The sequence below is a fragment of the Pseudomonas sp. ADAK7 genome (assembly GCF_012935675.1).
In the GTDB taxonomy this organism is placed as follows: domain Bacteria; phylum Pseudomonadota; class Gammaproteobacteria; order Pseudomonadales; family Pseudomonadaceae; genus Aquipseudomonas.
On record NZ_CP052861.1, the window covers coordinates 4,242,983 to 4,258,639 of the forward strand.

General features: G+C 52.9%; 16 protein-coding genes. 11 read left to right on the top strand and 5 right to left on the bottom strand.

Annotated features, from left to right (window positions below; all coding sequences use genetic code 11):
* Positions 1-361 precede the first annotated feature (361 nt).
* The 7 genes from HKK53_RS19510 to HKK53_RS19540 all read left to right on the top strand — a co-directional run bounded on the left by HKK53_RS19510 (position 362) and on the right by HKK53_RS19540 (position 5,600).
* Complete coding sequence (locus HKK53_RS19510) at positions 362-523, top strand: hypothetical protein (RefSeq protein WP_169372175.1); 162 nt, start codon at positions 362-364, stop codon at positions 521-523.
* Positions 520-804 carry a hypothetical protein gene (locus HKK53_RS19515; protein ID WP_123509313.1) on the top strand — a complete coding sequence of 95 codons (285 nt, stop codon included), beginning with the start codon at positions 520-522 and terminating at the stop codon, positions 802-804. Before HKK53_RS19510 ends, HKK53_RS19515 begins: the two co-directional genes overlap by 4 nt.
* Positions 801-1,073, top strand: coding sequence for a DUF3077 domain-containing protein (locus HKK53_RS19520; protein WP_169372176.1), 273 nt, complete (start codon positions 801-803; stop codon positions 1,071-1,073). Before HKK53_RS19515 ends, HKK53_RS19520 begins: the two co-directional genes overlap by 4 nt.
* Positions 1,070-3,976, top strand: a complete 2,907-nt coding sequence (locus tag HKK53_RS19525) for a DUF927 domain-containing protein (RefSeq protein ID WP_169372177.1) — start codon at positions 1,070-1,072, stop codon at positions 3,974-3,976. Before HKK53_RS19520 ends, HKK53_RS19525 begins: the two co-directional genes overlap by 4 nt.
* A gap of 93 nt (positions 3,977-4,069) precedes the next feature.
* Complete coding sequence (locus HKK53_RS19530; RefSeq protein WP_169372178.1) at positions 4,070-5,014, top strand: chromosome segregation protein SMC; 945 nt, start codon at positions 4,070-4,072, stop codon at positions 5,012-5,014.
* On the top strand, positions 4,977-5,165 hold the full coding sequence (locus HKK53_RS19535) for a hypothetical protein (protein ID WP_169372179.1): 189 nt from the start codon (positions 4,977-4,979) through the stop codon (positions 5,163-5,165). The genes HKK53_RS19530 and HKK53_RS19535 overlap by 38 nt, the downstream gene beginning before the upstream one ends.
* Positions 5,166-5,234: 69 nt before the next feature.
* Complete coding sequence (locus HKK53_RS19540) at positions 5,235-5,600, top strand: histone-like nucleoid-structuring protein, MvaT/MvaU family (RefSeq protein ID WP_169372180.1); 366 nt, start codon at positions 5,235-5,237, stop codon at positions 5,598-5,600.
* 441 nt (positions 5,601-6,041) lie between these two features.
* Here the strand turns inward: HKK53_RS19540 and drt3b are convergent, their stop codons facing one another.
* Both drt3b and drt3a read right to left on the bottom strand, forming a co-directional pair.
* Positions 6,042-8,027, bottom strand: a complete 1,986-nt coding sequence (gene drt3b, locus HKK53_RS19545; RefSeq protein WP_169372181.1) for an antiviral reverse transcriptase Drt3b — start codon at positions 8,025-8,027, stop codon at positions 6,042-6,044.
* Positions 8,020-9,243: an antiviral reverse transcriptase Drt3a gene (gene drt3a / locus HKK53_RS19550; RefSeq protein ID WP_169372182.1), complete on the bottom strand. Its 1,224-nt coding sequence runs from the start codon at positions 9,241-9,243 to the stop codon at positions 8,020-8,022. Before drt3a ends, drt3b begins: the two co-directional genes overlap by 8 nt.
* 654 nt (positions 9,244-9,897) lie before the next feature.
* On the opposite strand from drt3a, the gene HKK53_RS19555 reads away from it, so the two are divergent.
* The 4 genes from HKK53_RS19555 (at position 9,898) to HKK53_RS19575 (ending at position 13,571) form a co-directional block, all read left to right on the top strand.
* Positions 9,898-10,518, top strand: a complete 621-nt coding sequence (locus HKK53_RS19555) for a hypothetical protein (protein ID WP_169372183.1) — start codon at positions 9,898-9,900, stop codon at positions 10,516-10,518.
* Positions 10,519-10,560: 42 nt separating this feature from the next.
* Positions 10,561-10,800 carry a hypothetical protein gene (locus HKK53_RS19560; protein ID WP_169372184.1) on the top strand — a complete coding sequence of 80 codons (240 nt, stop codon included), beginning with the start codon at positions 10,561-10,563 and terminating at the stop codon, positions 10,798-10,800.
* A gap of 2,115 nt (positions 10,801-12,915) precedes the next feature.
* The gene (locus tag HKK53_RS19570; protein ID WP_169372185.1) at positions 12,916-13,167 is read left to right on the top strand and encodes a hypothetical protein; all 252 of its coding nucleotides are present in this window, start codon (positions 12,916-12,918) and stop codon (positions 13,165-13,167) included.
* A 35-nt stretch (positions 13,168-13,202) separates the two neighbouring features.
* Positions 13,203-13,571 carry a hypothetical protein gene (locus HKK53_RS19575; protein ID WP_169372186.1) on the top strand — a complete coding sequence of 123 codons (369 nt, stop codon included), beginning with the start codon at positions 13,203-13,205 and terminating at the stop codon, positions 13,569-13,571.
* Between the two features lie 581 nt (positions 13,572-14,152).
* On the opposite strand, the gene HKK53_RS19580 is transcribed toward HKK53_RS19575, so the two are convergent.
* The 3 genes from HKK53_RS19580 to HKK53_RS19590 are packed head-to-tail and all read right to left on the bottom strand — an operon-like array spanning position 14,153 to position 15,643.
* Entirely contained in the window at positions 14,153-14,425 is a 273-nt protein-coding gene (locus HKK53_RS19580) for a hypothetical protein (RefSeq protein ID WP_169372187.1), read from the bottom strand.
* Positions 14,426-14,444: 19 nt separating this feature from the next.
* On the bottom strand, positions 14,445-15,065 hold the full coding sequence (locus HKK53_RS19585) for a hypothetical protein (RefSeq protein WP_169372188.1): 621 nt from the start codon (positions 15,063-15,065) through the stop codon (positions 14,445-14,447).
* Positions 15,062-15,643, bottom strand: a complete 582-nt coding sequence (locus tag HKK53_RS19590; protein ID WP_169372189.1) for an RNA polymerase sigma factor — start codon at positions 15,641-15,643, stop codon at positions 15,062-15,064. Before HKK53_RS19590 ends, HKK53_RS19585 begins: the two co-directional genes overlap by 4 nt.
* Positions 15,644-15,657 lie beyond the last annotated feature (14 nt).

Below are 15,657 nucleotides of genomic sequence, written 5' to 3' on the forward strand. Positions count from 1 at the left end.
GGGAGCGATCCGGAGGCGTTGAGGTAAATCTACATGCACGAACAATTTATGCCGCACCTGAAAATTCCGCAAGTCATCAACGCAGTTGCACTTTCAAAAAACGGACGTTACTCTCTGGCCGTCGCTGCAAATTCAGCGATTGGGCTTGGCGGTCCAAACAGTACAAGGCGCAACAGCGCCCCCATTACGATTGCAGGCGCTTTTTTTGTGCCCGCATTCCCGTGTTATGGCGGGTTGCGTAGGAGCACCCTCGGGTGCGCCGGTCTCCTTGTACGCCGGTCCGCCAATCCTGCGCAATCCGTCACCCTAATCTGCTTGGCGGCAGACGGTGGCGGTTCCTCAGTACAAGGAGCCTTCACAAATGCAACACGCCCTCAATCCGTTCAAAAATCGCGCCGCTGCACATCGTGCAATGGCTCTCGCCGCTTTACACGCCAACTCCAGTCTCGCCACTCGTCTTGCCCGATTCAACAACCACATGGCCAAAGCCCGCGCTCTCGAAACCGCAGGCGGTGCCCAATGAACAACGCCCTGAGCTTTTCACTCCCCGAAGATTTGCTATGCGTTAATCCAACCGTAGAAACCGGTGTGCCGATCGACGCTATCACCTGCGCCATTGCTCGCGCCGACTCGGTGCTAATGCTGCTTGAAGATCACTTCGAAAGCGAATCATCGCGCCTCGCCAATCATGTGATCGCAGCCGTCCTTTGGGATGTACGCGGCACTCTCGGCCTGATCAAAACCCTCGCCTTGCACGGTGACACCACCTCGATTCCTGCAGCGCAGAAAGGCGGTGCGCTATGACCACATCCACCACCCTTGGTAACGCCACATTTACTCGCGTGAATGCCACCGATTTGAAGTTGTTCCGGGTCAATGCCGGAGTACCGGTCGAAGACGCACTGGAGATGGTTTCCCTGCTGCAGCATCACGCCAACCAGCTCACCTTCGACGCCGCCATGAGCGACAGCGGCGAGCGCTTCAGTTGGCCAGCTCTGTGCCTGGGCGAGATGGCCAAAGCCCTGATCGACGACATCAACGACGCGCTGTTTTTGCCGAGGGCTGACGCATGAGCCAACGCCCAAGTAACTCCGCGAAACGTCCCAGCTTCGCCGACGTGAAAGCCGCTGCACTGAAAGACATTAATCGGGTTCTGACGCACTGGCTGCCCAATGGTAAGCGCGTGGACGGCGGCAAGGAATACACCGCCCCGAATCCGACCCGAAGCGATAAACGCGCCGGTTCGCTCAAAATTAGTTTGAGCAAGGGCACCTGGTCCGACTTCGCCACTGGCGACAAAGGCGGCGACCTGATCGATCTGGTGCGCTATCTGGACGGCGGCACCGACGTCGAAGCCTGTAACAAACTCGCGGATCTGCTCAACGTATCGCCCGGCACCGCCCAGTCGAAGCCAGCGCCAGGCAAGACAAAAGCACCTGAGTGGATAGCCATTCAGCCGATCCCGGCCGAGGCCATGAACAAGTGCCCGGCCAAGCACCGGCAGCAGGGAGCGCCATCCAAGGTGTGGATCTATCGTGATGCACAGGGCCAGCCACTCATGGCGCTCTACCGCTTCGACCTCGGCCCCGATGAAGACGGCAAGCCGAAGAAGGTCTTTGCCCCCCTGACGTGGTGCCAGCGCGCCGATGGCCAGACCACGCAATGGCGTTGGCAGGGTCTGCCCGATCCTCGACCACTGCTGCGCCTGGATGAACTGGCCCAACGCGCTGACGCACCGGTTGTTCTCTGCGAAGGCGAGAAAGCTGCCGACGCCGCCGCCGAACTGTTGCCGGGTCACGTGGCCACCTGCTGGCCGAACGGCTCCAACTCCTGGCACAAAGCCGACCTGACACCACTCAAAGGTCGCGACGTGCTGTTGTGGCCAGACAACGACGCCAGCGGCAAAGCGTGCATGGAAGCCGTCGCCGAAAAGCTGCGTGAAATCGGCGCCGCCTCGGCTCGAGTCATCGCGTTGGAGGTGTTCAAACGCAAGCCCACGCTGAAGAACGAACGCGCCGCCTTCGCCAAAGGTGGTCAATGGGACGACGGCGACGACGCCGCCGATGCACTCAACAAAGGCTGGAAGGCGGCGCACTTCGCCGAGCTGGAAAGCAGCGGTGAACTGTTTGGTGTAGTTGTCGAAAAGCCAGAGCCTGAGCAGGCCCAGACCAAGCCGGAACCTAAAACAAAAGCACCGTCCAAGCGACCAGCAAAACCGAAGAATGACCTGATGCCCGGTGGCTTTCGCCTCACGTCCGAAGGTGTGTTTTATTCCGGCGAAGACGGCGAAGCGCGCCCGGTGTGTTCGCCTCTGGAAATCCTGGCTCGCACCCGCGACGACAAAGGCCAGAACTGGGGCCTGCTGGTCGAGTTCGACGATCCCGACGGCGCCAAGAAACGCTGGAATATCCCGGCGCGCACCATGACCGGCGACTTCGGCAAAGACGTGCTGGGGCCGTTGGTGGATATGGGCCTGCGTCTCGCCGGTAGTCGCTCGGGACGTAATGCACGCAACGACCTGCAGAGTTACCTCGGCGGCTTTGACAGTGCGCAACGGGCACGACTGGTCACCCGCCTGGGTTGGCACGACAGCGCCTTTCTGCTGCCCGAGCAGCAGGTCGGCGCACACAGCGAACACCTGCACTTCTACGAGGCCGGCTCTCAGCTTCCGCCGATCAGTGAAGAAGGCACGCTTGAGCAGTGGCAGGAGCAGATCGGCGCCCTGTGCGTCGGCAATCATCGATTGACGTTCGTCGTCGGCGTGGCCTTTGCGGGTCCACTGCTGCACATGCTCGGCCATGAGTCGGGCGGCTTTCACTTGTACGGCGACAGCTCGGGCGGAAAGACCACGCACCTGCAAGTTGCCGCCTCGATCTACGGCGGGCCCCGTCTGGTGCGTTCGTGGCGCTCCACCGACAACGCTCTGGAATCCATCGCCGCCGCGCATTCCGACGGCCTTCTGGTGCTGGATGAAATCGGCATGTGCGATCCACGCATCATTGGCGAAACGGTGTACATGCTCGGCAACGGCACCGGCAAGGCTCGCGCCAATGATCGAGGACAAGCAGGCCGACAGGTGCAGGAGTGGCGCTTGCTGTTTCTCTCTACCGGCGAAAAGACGCTGGCTCAGCACATGGCCGAAGCCAACAAGGAACTGAAAGCGGGCATGGAGGTACGCATGCTCGCAGTCCCGGCGGATGCGAGCAAAGGGCTCGGCATGTTCGACTCGCTCAACGGCTTTGAGGATGCGGCGGCACTGGCGGACGCACTCAAGGCTAGGGTAGCGAAGTATTACGGCACACCGATCACTGCGTTCCTCGCCGCGCTGTGCGAACCGGGCAAACGCCACGGCTGGTCCGCCATCCTGCGCCGCACACTGGAAGGCTTTATCGCCCAGTCGCTACCGGCCTCGGCCAGCGGGCAGGCACACCGTGCGGCCGCTCGCTTCGGTCTTGCGGCCGCAGCGGGTGAGCTGGCCACCGCGATGGGGATCACTGGCTGGCCCGATGGAACCGCCACCACCGCCGCTCGCGTGTGCCTCAACGCCTGGATGAACGAGCGTGGCGGCGCCGGTAACTTCGAAGGTGATGCGATCTTGGCGCGGCTGCGCCAGGTCATCGAGCGCTTCGGCGAAAGCCGGTTCACCCGCTGGGAATCGGCGGCCGCAAAGATCGACGAACACGGCCCGCGCACCATCGACCGTCTCGGCTTTCGCAAGACGCTGGAGCACGGCCTGGGTGATGCGCTGCACACCACCAACACCTATTACGTGCTGCCCGAGGCATGGCGCTCGGAGATCTTCCGGGGCATGAACATCAACGCGGTGAATAAGGAGCTGCTGCAGCGCGGTGTATTGGAACCGAGTAGCGACGGCAAGGCGTCGAGTCTGGTCCGGTTGCCCGGCCTCGGTCAGCAACGCTGCTACATCGTGAAGACGATTCCGGGAATGGATGAGAGCGAGGCTCGGGCTGCCTGAGGGCATCTCTGCTGATTGAGGTAGCGCCGGCTTTTTCCCGGCCTCGCCAGCCACTCAACCAACCCACAATCGAATTGAACAGGGACTAAACAGATGAACGATATTCAAAACTTGAAAGACCGCCGCGACCAACTGCGCAGCGAGGCAGAACAACTACACGCCGAAATGCTGCTCCTTGAGGCCGTGCTGGAAAGTGAAGACCCCATCGAGCCGGATCGGAAACGCGAACTGCGGGATAAATACAACGAGCTGAAAAGGAATTTCCAATCGCGCGATATCAATGCCGACCTATTAGATAGAAAGATCAGTCGCCGTGAGAACCTCGCCAATTGCGATTCCTTGATGGTGGGTTACTTCGAGGCGATGGATAACTGGAAAGCGGATGAGCAGGAGCTAAACGAAAAGCGCCAGAGCCTCAGCACCCGTCTGGCACAGATCAAACAACAGGCGGTTGAGGACATGGCCAAAGCCCGTCAGGCCGAATCGGACGCAGCCACTGCGTACGCGCAGGCCGTCGCATGGGGCGACACCGAAGGCGAGGAGACCGCCAACGCCGATGCCCAAAAGGCCGCGAAGAATCTGACAGCGGCCGCCGAACATAACCGTCGGCAAACACTGATGATGACTGCTCTGGAACAAGAGCTGGTCACCGTAGATAAATACATCGCCGAAGCACAAGAAAAGCATAAAGGGATAGAACGCACCGCCCTCTGGCTCTCGCAGACGGTCCTGGAGGAGCAATGGAACGAGGCCGCCAAAGCGTTGTTCGAGGTGGGTGGCAAGCTGTGGGCCAACTACAACCTGCTCGGTCTTGATCACGTAGCCCTGATGAAACTGGCGGTGCCTGAGCAAGGCGAAACCTATGGTCTATGGACATGGCACGAGCTGATAGATCGCTCTCGTCAATACAGCGCGCGGGACTTAGTCCAGCTCAACAGTCTGCCAATACCGCAACCGCCCGAAGATCAGAGCAATCCCGAACAACGCAAGGATGAACACAATGAACAAGCCACTACAGAACAGCGCGAGCTGGTCTGACACACTCAAAACTCGGAAGGCCTATCTCAATACCCTGCTAAAGACCATCAACGCGGGAGCGGGTAAAACCAGCCAGATACAAACACTGACCATCAACGCGATTAAAGCGGAAATGGCGCATATTGAAAGCCAACTGAATCGCCGAAAATAGTGATGAACTTGTAACCAGCATAATCTATCTTAATAACCACGCACGACCACACTGAGTAAAGGAAACACAATGTCCAAACTCGCAGAATTCCGCCAGCTGGAAAAACATCTCGCCGAGCAGCTCCAAGCACTTGAAGCATTAAAAGGTGATGATGGACTGAAGAAAGAAATCGAATTCGAAACAAAGCTGCGCAAGCTGCTTGAGCACTATGGCTTCAGCCTGAAGCACATCATTGATCTGCTCGATCCGCAAACCACTACCCGGCGTCAAACTACGCCCCCGGCCGGCAGCACACGCAAACCACGCGAACTCAAGGTGTACAAAAACCCGAACACAGGGGTAGTCGTCGAAACCAAGGGTGGAAATCACAAAGTGCTGAAGGAATGGAAAGCTGAACACGGTGCCGACGTAGTCGAAGGATGGTTGAAGAATTAATCCAGCCTCACCTGAAAAAGGGCCCAGCGGGCCCTTTTTGGTAAGGACGCTCGGCGGTAAAGATAAAAAATCTCGTCGTCAGCTCAAAGCAGAACGGCGAATCTCCTCCATATAACGTTGCATTAGTAACGGGATCGAAGGCCGCTTTCGGCCAAATGCAGACGTTCAGCTATAGAAGTGCCATTTGACTATTTTGACGTCCATTGGAAAATGAAGAGCCCCGAAGGGGGGAACACGCACGGCCCATCGTGTGTCCTTCGACCAGCTACGTCTATGGTGCCAGGCGCCATATTGGTTGCTTAGACGGTCTAGGTGCGTCTTTCACATTCAATGACAATCTCGCGACTCCCTCTGAACCCTACTCAACGTATTCGCAAAATATTTCGTAAGCTCTGGCCTGGGTCAAGCTGACCTGCATGCTCCCGACTTAATCCTATCCAGTCAGTATGGGGTACGCAATTCTTTTTTCTTCAATACCATTCCAAGATCTGCTGTTTTGTTCCATCCAAAAAACCATAATCTATTACTAACGTCAGTGAGCAGTTCATTAGCACGGTCATTTAGGTTTTTTTCTGATACGTGCTTCAATACAAGCTTGGCAAGATTCTGCTTCTCTGAACTTGACACGTATGGACATGATATTAGATCAAAAAACAAGAACACATTTTCAGCTTCATCCGCCCAATTTTTTAGTGTGAACCGAACTGTGGAGAAAATGACTGCTGCGCGCACCATATTTTCCAGAGCTGGAACACCCCCCACGTATGATATAAGGAACACCAGCTGAAAATAATCAAAATTACTTTTAAGCGTGACTTTGTTATCTATTTCGATTTCAAAGTCGAATATCTTGGATAATAGTTTTGAGTCGAATATATAGTTATCGCCTAGACTCCGAAGCACGATCAGTAAATTCATAACTTCTATTTTATGCTCAGGAAAATCTGAGTTAGCCTGTTGAATTATCAGGCGAGACTCATCGACAATTTTCCTGATGAGAGAATCCTGAAGGTCTGCCGGAAGGGATTTCATTATTTTTGATATCATGAGTATTATCTCTGATATCTGATATGTCTGTCTGACCCGCAAAGTCATAGAATAATAGAAAAACACTATATCAATAACAGCCGTTAGAAAAAAATAAAGATCATTATCAGGCTTGGCTTTTTCAGATTTTAATTTCTTTCCTACCATTCGGGATAAGAATTTTTTGAACATCCCTAAAAAGTAGTTAGCGGTTGCATCATAAGATCCAATTTCACCTATCGATCTTTTTACGGCGGCGATCGTCTGCACCACCGCAGCTGTAACGTTATCGATCGATTTAAGGTAAATTGCCGTGGACAATTTACCTGTTTTTTCGCATGTCTCTGATTTTGTTTCGACATACTTATTAAAAAACGCAGCTACGTTTAGGGAAATGCTGTGACGAGATATTGATGTATTAGTGATATAGGGCCGAACATGGTCAGATGTCTTCGCGTGATTCACCGCTAGCTTATATTCCAATAGAGCATCGGGAATAAGCTTTTTTAGTGTTTCTTGAACACTAATTTGATTCGTATAAATAAAATAATCATCAACATATCTTCGTATCGTATAGTCAATATCCAAGCGCAAATTCAGTTGAGCGCATCTGCTTACTATTTCTAAATCGATTCGCTGGAGAATAATTTCAGCAAAGATCCGCGATACTTCTGGTCCAATTATAATTCCAGCTGTCTCGCCATGATTGGCGTTCTGAATAAGTTTATCAAAACTGTTTTCAAATGAGTGCTGAGTCTTGTTTCTCTTTGCGTGCCCCTTGCTTTTTACTGCCCAAGCTATCGTATGGGTATAAATCCTATTAAAACAGTCCGAAATATCCATCTTGGTTAGCTGTTTGAATTTTTTTTCCAGTCTCAAAAACTCTAATGAGTCGTAAAACCGAAATAGAAACGGAAACTTCTTATATGCAAAGTATGAGGTGCCTGTATTTGGAATTGACTCGAACCCATCGGCATCTATTTGTATATCCTTGCTCGAAGCATTGCCACTTGAGCGATCACGTTCGACGTAATAGCTGGCGATAGACGCAGGAGCCCTAAGAGAGAAGGGGCTTCTCTGACACAAGCCTACGATTAAATGATCATACTGTGAGTAAAAAATTCCCGTTTCGAGTTGCTGGGCGGGATGCATAATTGCAAGTCCGCGAGACTCGAACGAGTTCTTTCGTATTTTGTATTTGTATGGAATAGTAGGCTGACTCTTGAAAATATCTAATCCATGCACATCTTTTAGTTTATTAATCAACTTATCTTTAGCTGCTAGATATAGGCCTTCATTTGAAAACAACATTGGCACTTCGTAAGGAAGAGTTTCGGTGAGCAGGGCCCTATACTCGTCGTTCTTTCTAATTCTAACTTTGTTATTAATAGTCTTATACATGCGCCCAAACTCTCTTGATTTCTAAAAGGTGCTCAGGTTTAAAAGGTCTGACTATTTTTTGTTGAAAGCCTTGCATGAGTGATATCTTCAGGAGCTCTCGGCGCTGGTTTGCTGACAGAAGGGAGACAAGTCTCCGCCCCAGAGAACCGCGTTTGCTACATAGCGCTTTTTGCAAGAAGTTATCGATTCCATTAAGGTCGCAGTGACGCTCCTTATCAATCAGCAAATGATTAAAATGCACTCCCGCATATAGCTTGCCTCTTGAGGAGTCTTTGCCTATGTTATAGTTACTTGCCAGAAATGTAAGTCGCGACTTAAGCAGAAGAAAGTCTTTTGTATTGCAGTATTCGAATAGCGCAAGCATTATTCGTGTTTTTATTTTTTTTATTTTCTTTGTTGCTATCCCAACTTGCAACTTTGTTGGTTTATCCTTGTTTACGCACAAGAAGTTAAATTCGTATCCTAAGTATGTGACACTGCTTCCCCCATCACTAGTCCTCACAGGCCCCTTATGAGCGTGGTATAGGGAAAGGCTTTTGTCAGGGTGGAACGACAGGCCTTCAGGTAGGTGCAATTGTTTTTCGATACTACCTGGATCCTCACAAAACAGCATGAATATATCATCAACATATCTAGTGTAGAAATAGCATCCAGTCAGTATACGACAAGACCTATCAAACTCTCTCATATATAACTCAGATAGCGTGGAGCTTAGCGAAATCCCCCTAGGTAACCCTGGGTGCTTAGAAAGCTCTTGAGTAGAAAAGAGCTTTTCGAGAATTTTTTTAGACTCAAATGACAGTCTATGATCTTTATATGCAAGCTCTAACGCACTAGCACGAGGAATAGATTCGAAAAATCTGGTGATATCAAGTTTTTGCAACCAGAACTCACCACCCTCAGCTAATAACACCTTTATCTGAGGCAGTATACTGTTTCGATCAGTTGTTTTTATATTGAAGACACGCTTAATATTATCGTTCAGTTTCCTCAGTGCAAATTCGTCAGTTATATTTTGCGGCGAAACAACTTCGCCGTGCGCCATTTTCTTTCTTCTGAAATCTGAAAATGTATATGCAGGTTTTGCTATAGACTCCTCAACGCAAACTAACTTCGCTCGATAATCATCGCCTCCCGCCCCCATGTTATATCTAAAAATATCCTGTCTTGTTAGTAGTCGCATGAAATTTTTAGAAGAAAAATGTTGATTTAACATGCCAAGCTCCATGCTGTGGATATTCTTCCCGAAAATTTCTATGACGCTTGGTAGCCAATCAGAGAAAACGTCAGGAGAGGCATATCGAGATGAGGGTATGAAAGCTCCGAGCCCTTCGATAATGACATACCGAAGCAACAGATATCTACGCGCCAACCTCAAAACTTAAATGAATTCGACCTATCAGTGCAGATCTTCTGACTGCAGAAGCTAGGGGTGTCGAAGTGGGCAAATAGTGAGCGCCCTCTGATTCAGAGTCGAGATTGACGGCTGCATTTGGCCGATAGCCGCCGACCGTAAACACCTGCAATCGGTCAGTAAGCGCTCAGCTACGAATGTGCGCTCGAATCAATACATTTGTGTAGGCGACTAAGGATTTAAAGCGTCGTAGGGCGTCAGGGTGGAGTTAACCGCTACAACTTATAAAAATTGAGAGTTCGAATCTCTCCTTTACCGCCACATTTAGCAAACGCAAGCTCTTGATTTTTTTAGAGAAAGTCTAGTCTTGTGGTTTTTGGAGTCCTAACCCCCTCCATATGGGACAGATTTGGGACTAGAGTGTCTTTTTTGTGGCGTAGAGTTGCGCACCCGCACCTTGTTGATCGGTGGGTCCCACAATCGGGGTTTATTACACTCAATCCACGGAGAGGACTTATGGATCCAGGGAACGTTTCAGCAATCATTTCGGCTGTGGCTGGTATCAGTGGCGTGTTGCTCGGTAACTCCTTCGTTCTGATTAAAGAGTGGTGGGTCAAGCGTAAGAGCGTTAACCAAGCCACGACTTATCTAGGAATTATCGTTGTTTCCCATTTGGATCGGTTCGCAACTGAATGCTTCGACGTTTGCATCGACGATGGCACTTGGCACGGGCAACCGGCGGGCCAAGATGGTCACTCTCAAGCCACTACTCCCCCCCCAATATTTCGTCCGCTGGAGCTTGATGTTGATTGGAGGCTGTTACCCAAAGATTTGATGTATTCGATTCTTAGGATTCCCGATCAACAGGATCAGCTTCATGGAAAGCTTCGAGGGATCCAAGACTTCAATTACGATCCGCCGGATCACCCTGAATATTTTTGGACAAGGAGGCGGGGGTATGCCGTATTGGGACTGCACGTATCTGACATAGTGAAGAAACTTCGTTCATATGCAGGGCTACCAGTTGGCGAACCTCTGCCAGATGAATGGGACAGGGATAAGAACATGAGCGAAGTGATAGCCCATTTAGATGAGCTGGAAAGGAAAAGTCGCTTGCGAGAGCCCACTCTCGGCTGAGTCAAACAGGCCCAAAGTAGCCAACACAACGGAACCCTCGCCATGCCAAGTTATACCTACGAAGAACGTACCCGCATCCTGGCGCGAGCCCGCGAGCAGGTCGAAGACATTGCCCTGTCTGAGTCGCTGGATGACGTGGTGTGGGGCAAGACCTACGCGGCTGGGTATTTCGCCGCCCTAGAAGCCGTCGGCGCCATTGACAAGAGCGAGGCAACCGAACTGGCGCGCGCAGTTGAACAGGCCGAACGGGACGCGGAGGATCGGCTAGAGCCGGGCGAGTGATGCCGCGTTCGAGTAACGCCGCTTATGGTGAGTCGGCCCCCACACTTTGTCCCAGTGCGGAGGCCTTTTTGGGGCGGCGCGGCAATCATAAAGGCCAGGACTGGTCTACCAAGACCCGGCCCTCTGGTTTGCCGTCCAGACCTCCACCCGGGCGACATTGAATGACTGTACCTGGTATTTGACCGGGCCTTCCAGCCGCTCTCGGTGGCGCTCGGTGCATGACTGGCGAAGCGATCCACGACTACACCTTAAAAGCCCTGGTCAGCCAGCACGTGATTTGTGACGTGGTGGTCGGCCGGGTGGCTGGAGATGATCAGCAGTAGGTGCTGTCGTGTGCCTGGGTGGCCCCACGGCACGGCTGATTCCGGCGCGCTCGCGGCGTGAACCATTGCGGATCTGGAAAAGCCTTAGGCCCTGGCCAAGTACGCCGACGCTGTGGGCCTTAGGGGGATTGTCGTCGAGTTGTTAGATGTCACGCAGGCAAACGACAGGCAAAAAAAAAGCCGCCTTAGGAGGGCGGCTTTTCATGCCAGTCCGGTTAGGGGCCGGGCTGGCTCGCTCACAGGGAACGCTTGGTGTGCACAAGAGATTACAAGCTGGTGCCACCTCGCGCAATAATTAACGATTAGCGGTGTGACGTCACCCTGCCGTCAGTTTGACGGCGGCGCGCAGAGGCGGCGGCGGACAAGGGCTGGCGGCTTTTTGTCTGTTTTTTGAGCAAAAAAAACTTTAACCAAAAAATCCTGAAAATAATCTTCTCCAGCCAAAGCCCTGTAATCCCTCGCTTCCAGCGAAAAACCCACCCTCCTAACCGCTCAATGCGCCGATTCGTCCCACCACGGCCGAAAAAAATTCGTTAACATCGGGCCAGATCCGCGTTCATCTGAGCGTGAATCTGGACCTCTCAACACGGGCCTAGGAATCTGTGCCGGATGAAATAAGAGGCCATCGGCTTAGCCATCTCACAGGGAACGCTTGGTGTGTTTCCAAAAGGCGCGCGTGTTCCGGGATAAGCGCGCTGGAGGTATGGCCCAACTACGGGAGGGCCTAGCATGTTGAAACATTTGAAGCATGCATGGGATATCGTGGTGGTTTGTGTACGTGTGCATCACGTCTTTGAACTGCTGCGAGACTATTTCAAAAGTCAGTAATGGCTGAGAGGTATGCCGCTTCGGCTTCGGCCGAGGCGGTTTTTTTTGGTCCAAAAAACCCCGCCTAGTATGCAACGGCAGTTGTGCGTGCTGCGTACTTGGGAAAGCCAGACGTTAATAGCCCTTTGCCGAGACCGCTGGCATTGGCAGATTCAGTGTAGAGCAGTAACCGGTGCCAGCTTCAAGGCCATTTGCAACATGCCCACTACATCCGGTCCGACCTCATTATTCCCGCGCCGCGCTGTCGGATTAAGTAGCGCTGATTTTCCTTGGCTTCGCTACAGAAAGCGTTACACGAATTCGTCTTCGTTACACCATGAACACGGAACGCTATCAGGGCGTGTAACCCTATATTTATCTTTAAATTCAAATAGTTAACTAGAACCGTTACACCTGTAACACGAGTTACACCACATTTGACAGGTACCTGCCCCACTCCCCATGAGAATTGACTTCCACCAGCGAGGAGATTCAAAACGGGAGCAGGGGGGCCCCTGAGGCGATGAGACACGCACGGGGTCGGAAACCCGCGTGATCGTGTTAGCGGAAAAGTGCACAGCTTAGTGAACAGGTGAACCTGGTGAACTGCTGTTTACCTGTGCATTTGCCCTATCGCTTGGTACCTCGTCGGGGCCCCTGGTCATTTCGAATGGGTACGGGGCAAAGAACCCGCCAAATCGTGTTAGCGGCCAGGTTTTCTACGTTGGTTGACAGGTTGACGTAGTCGACACCATCCCCAAGGTTGACGAGGCGCAACCGTTCGCTATCAACAACACGTAAGCCCATCTTTACCGTTGCGGTAACGATGCCCTTTTCTCTTCAATATCCTTTCAATTTCAACGTTGAAATTTCAGTAAGCTGATGAAACTGTCGCTACCAAGATGTCGCGGGTTTCCGACCCCGTATCCTCAGGATATCGTCAGGGTCCCCAGCGCCTTTTTCTGTAACCCACCCGAGATTTCAGATGAGTAACCTCCATAAGCTAATCGCAGATGCCCGGTCCGGCTTATCTGTTCAGGAAAAAATCTCTGATGACGGTTGGCAGGCAATCGCTAAGCAATGTGGTGCCCCTGAAATCGAAGAGATCGAACAGCGTATTGCCAGGTTACGAGCAGAGCTGGAAACGGTTGAGGAGTGGGACGGAGATACCCAAGATGACATACATCTCGCAATTTCCAGCTTTACCCGATTACTGAGGTCCGCGAAAGCACGGTAACGCTGCTGGCAGCGGCAGAACCAAAAGGATTCAACATGAATAAATTCCTCATAGGATTCACCTACCACGAACCCGAACGCTGGACGTTGTTTCAAAAAGGCATCATTGAAGACTGCGAGTCATCCACAGGTATTTACGTCGCGGCCTCCACTGCAGGTGAAGCAATTGCGTGGACAGAGCGTATTGCCGAGGAACTCCTGCGGGTATCCAACTCAGACCCTAAGCTTGACTGGAAGTCGTTGGGTTACGAGTGCTGGATCGTGGACGATCCGAGCGACTCCGATTGGAGTCATTGCCTTGGCTTTTTTCAATCTGTCGAGTTCGGCGTTTTCCCAGACTTTGAGAATATGGGTGCTAGCGCGTACGGCAAATGGGCCGAGGATCATGGGATTTTTCGCACTTGATCCTGCTTACCCCGGTAACGCCTTCGCTCAACAAAACCTCTGATATTCCCACCAATGCATACCTTTGTTTGGAATACGTATGACCCCAGAATGGATCGGTCGCGGCAAAACCGTCGCACAATTGATACAAGAGCTTCGTTCTTTCGAGGATCAAAGTCTGGAGGTTCGCATCTCCATAGATGGCGGCGAATCCTCACAGCCCATTTCTCTTGTTACGAATAGAGGTGGATATGCCGTGCTGGAGAATCACCAGGACGTGCCTACAACCGTTCGTCACCATGACTAATGATCGAGCCTTTCAAAGAACGTCAAAGGAAGCAGCGCGATGCACCCTGTATGCCCACGTGTATGCCTACCCAAAATGCTACCAGCCGCACCCTTATAAACCGGGCTTCACAGCCTCCAGTTCAAACGACGCCTGGGCACCATATAGAAGAAACGAGAAAGCCTCAGGCCCGTAGGGTTTGGGGCTTTTTTGTGGGTGCTCGATCCCTCAGAACGAGCAAGATGCTGAAAGATTCAGTTGTTCGGTTTAGCCGAATAACTGAAGCCAATAAAAAACCGCCTAAGCGGTTTTTTTATCATTCAGTCGTCCAATCAAACTCGTCATATTCCTCATCGTCCTCGTCCCCCTCCTCCAACACCTCATCCTCCCCGGCATCTTCCTCAGGAACGCCTCCTTCCTGCTTGTTCAGCAGAAATTCCTTACGACTCTCAATAATTCCCCGCCTCAACTCTTCCCCTTTCTTCGGGCAGTTGAGCATTTGGGCGATGCGATCGATTTTTTTCGCCACGGCTTCCTCCAACGCATCGGCTATGCCCCGATAGTGCGCGCTTTCGGGGCTGGTTGCCAAATGGGTGGAGGGTCGGGGCTCAGTTTTTCTTCAGGGCCTTGAGTCGGGTGGTGAGGTTTTCGTTGGGGTAGCGTTTGTGCAGGGTCTTGAGCAGTTCATCGGCGGCTTGGGTTTGACCGGTGTTTTGCAGGCGCAGGACTTCACGCAGTTGATCGTCGAGGTTTTTCACCGGAGCAGCGGCGCGTTTGCTGACTTTGGCTTCGTCGGCCATTTCCGCGTTGATGGATTCGCTCTGGGCGGGCGCGGCGTAATCAGCCATGGGCGCGGCGGGTGCAGGGGCGGATAACGCGCCGGCGGGGGCGGACAACGAACGTGCAATCGGTGACGGGGCTTCTTTCTTGGCTACAAAGGATGACGTTTTGGGCGCCGGGGCGGAGTCGAACTGCGGCTCTTGCTCGGGCGTGCGTTGCACCAGCGCCAACATCAGGGCGACGCCAACGAGGCTGGCAAACGCCACCTGCCAACGGGGTTTCTGGCAGGCCTGGACCCAACGCTGCCACAGGCTCGGTTTACGCACGGGCGCTTCCCGATGGGCAGTGGCGAGGATGAACGCGTCGAGATGCGACGGCGGGCCATCGTTGCTGTGTTCGCGATAGTGCTTCAACACTTCGTCATCTTTGTTAGAGCGGGCGTCAGTCATGTCAGTACCTCCTCGGCCAGCAGCCGACGCAGTTTTTGCTGGGCGTAGCGCAAGCGGCTTTTGACGGTTTCCAGCGGTGTTTCGGTGAGGGTGGCGATTTGGGGCAGGTCGAGGTCGCCGTGGGCGCGGAGCAGGAAGACTTCGCGTTGGTCGGCGGGCAGGGTTTGCAGGGCGGTTTCGAGGCGCTGGGAGTCGCGGTTCAGGCTCAGCAGTTGTTCGGGGTCGGCGGTGTTGTCGATCACGGCATGGGCCTGTTCGTCGTAGCTGTCGTGCAGGGGGTTGTGGATGCCATGTTTGCGCCAGTGGTCGATCAGTCGGTTGCGGGCAATCTGGTAGAGCCAGGTACGAAAGTTCGCCCGGCCTTGTGGCTGACTGGTGCTGCGGATCAGGCTCAGCCAGGTGTCCTGGTAGACCTCTTCGGCCAGTTCGGCTTTGCCGCTAAGGCCGAGGAGGAATCGATAAAGTCCCTGACGGTGGCGGGCGTACAAGATCTCGAACGCCGGCCCGTCGCCGGATCGATAGCGCGCCAGCAGCGATTCGTCGCTGCCGGCGTCGGTGCTCATTTCAGGAGCAGTCATATCAACGATGGTCC

Excerpts from the sequence above, each read along its gene's own strand:
- HKK53_RS19515 (WP_123509313.1), top strand. The coding sequence starts at position 520 with ATGAACAACGCCCTGAGCTTTTCACTCCCCGAAGATTTGCTATGCGTT.
- HKK53_RS19525 (WP_169372177.1), top strand. The coding sequence starts at position 1,070 with ATGAGCCAACGCCCAAGTAACTCCGCGAAACGTCCCAGCTTCGCCGAC.
- HKK53_RS19520 (WP_169372176.1), top strand. The coding sequence starts at position 801 with ATGACCACATCCACCACCCTTGGTAACGCCACATTTACTCGCGTGAAT.
- HKK53_RS19585 (WP_169372188.1), bottom strand. The coding sequence starts at position 15,065 with ATGACTGACGCCCGCTCTAACAAAGATGACGAAGTGTTGAAGCACTAT.
- HKK53_RS19530 (WP_169372178.1), top strand. The coding sequence starts at position 4,070 with ATGAACGATATTCAAAACTTGAAAGACCGCCGCGACCAACTGCGCAGC.
- HKK53_RS19555 (WP_169372183.1), top strand. The coding sequence starts at position 9,898 with ATGGATCCAGGGAACGTTTCAGCAATCATTTCGGCTGTGGCTGGTATC.
- HKK53_RS19590 (WP_169372189.1), bottom strand. The coding sequence starts at position 15,643 with ATGACTGCTCCTGAAATGAGCACCGACGCCGGCAGCGACGAATCGCTG.
- HKK53_RS19560 (WP_169372184.1), top strand. The coding sequence starts at position 10,561 with ATGCCAAGTTATACCTACGAAGAACGTACCCGCATCCTGGCGCGAGCC.
- HKK53_RS19540 (WP_169372180.1), top strand. The coding sequence starts at position 5,235 with ATGTCCAAACTCGCAGAATTCCGCCAGCTGGAAAAACATCTCGCCGAG.
- drt3b (WP_169372181.1), bottom strand. The coding sequence starts at position 8,027 with ATGTATAAGACTATTAATAACAAAGTTAGAATTAGAAAGAACGACGAG.
- HKK53_RS19575 (WP_169372186.1), top strand. The coding sequence starts at position 13,203 with ATGAATAAATTCCTCATAGGATTCACCTACCACGAACCCGAACGCTGG.
- HKK53_RS19535 (WP_169372179.1), top strand. The coding sequence starts at position 4,977 with ATGAACAAGCCACTACAGAACAGCGCGAGCTGGTCTGACACACTCAAA.
- HKK53_RS19570 (WP_169372185.1), top strand. The coding sequence starts at position 12,916 with ATGAGTAACCTCCATAAGCTAATCGCAGATGCCCGGTCCGGCTTATCT.
- HKK53_RS19510 (WP_169372175.1), top strand. The coding sequence starts at position 362 with ATGCAACACGCCCTCAATCCGTTCAAAAATCGCGCCGCTGCACATCGT.
- drt3a (WP_169372182.1), bottom strand. The coding sequence starts at position 9,243 with ATGTTAAATCAACATTTTTCTTCTAAAAATTTCATGCGACTACTAACA.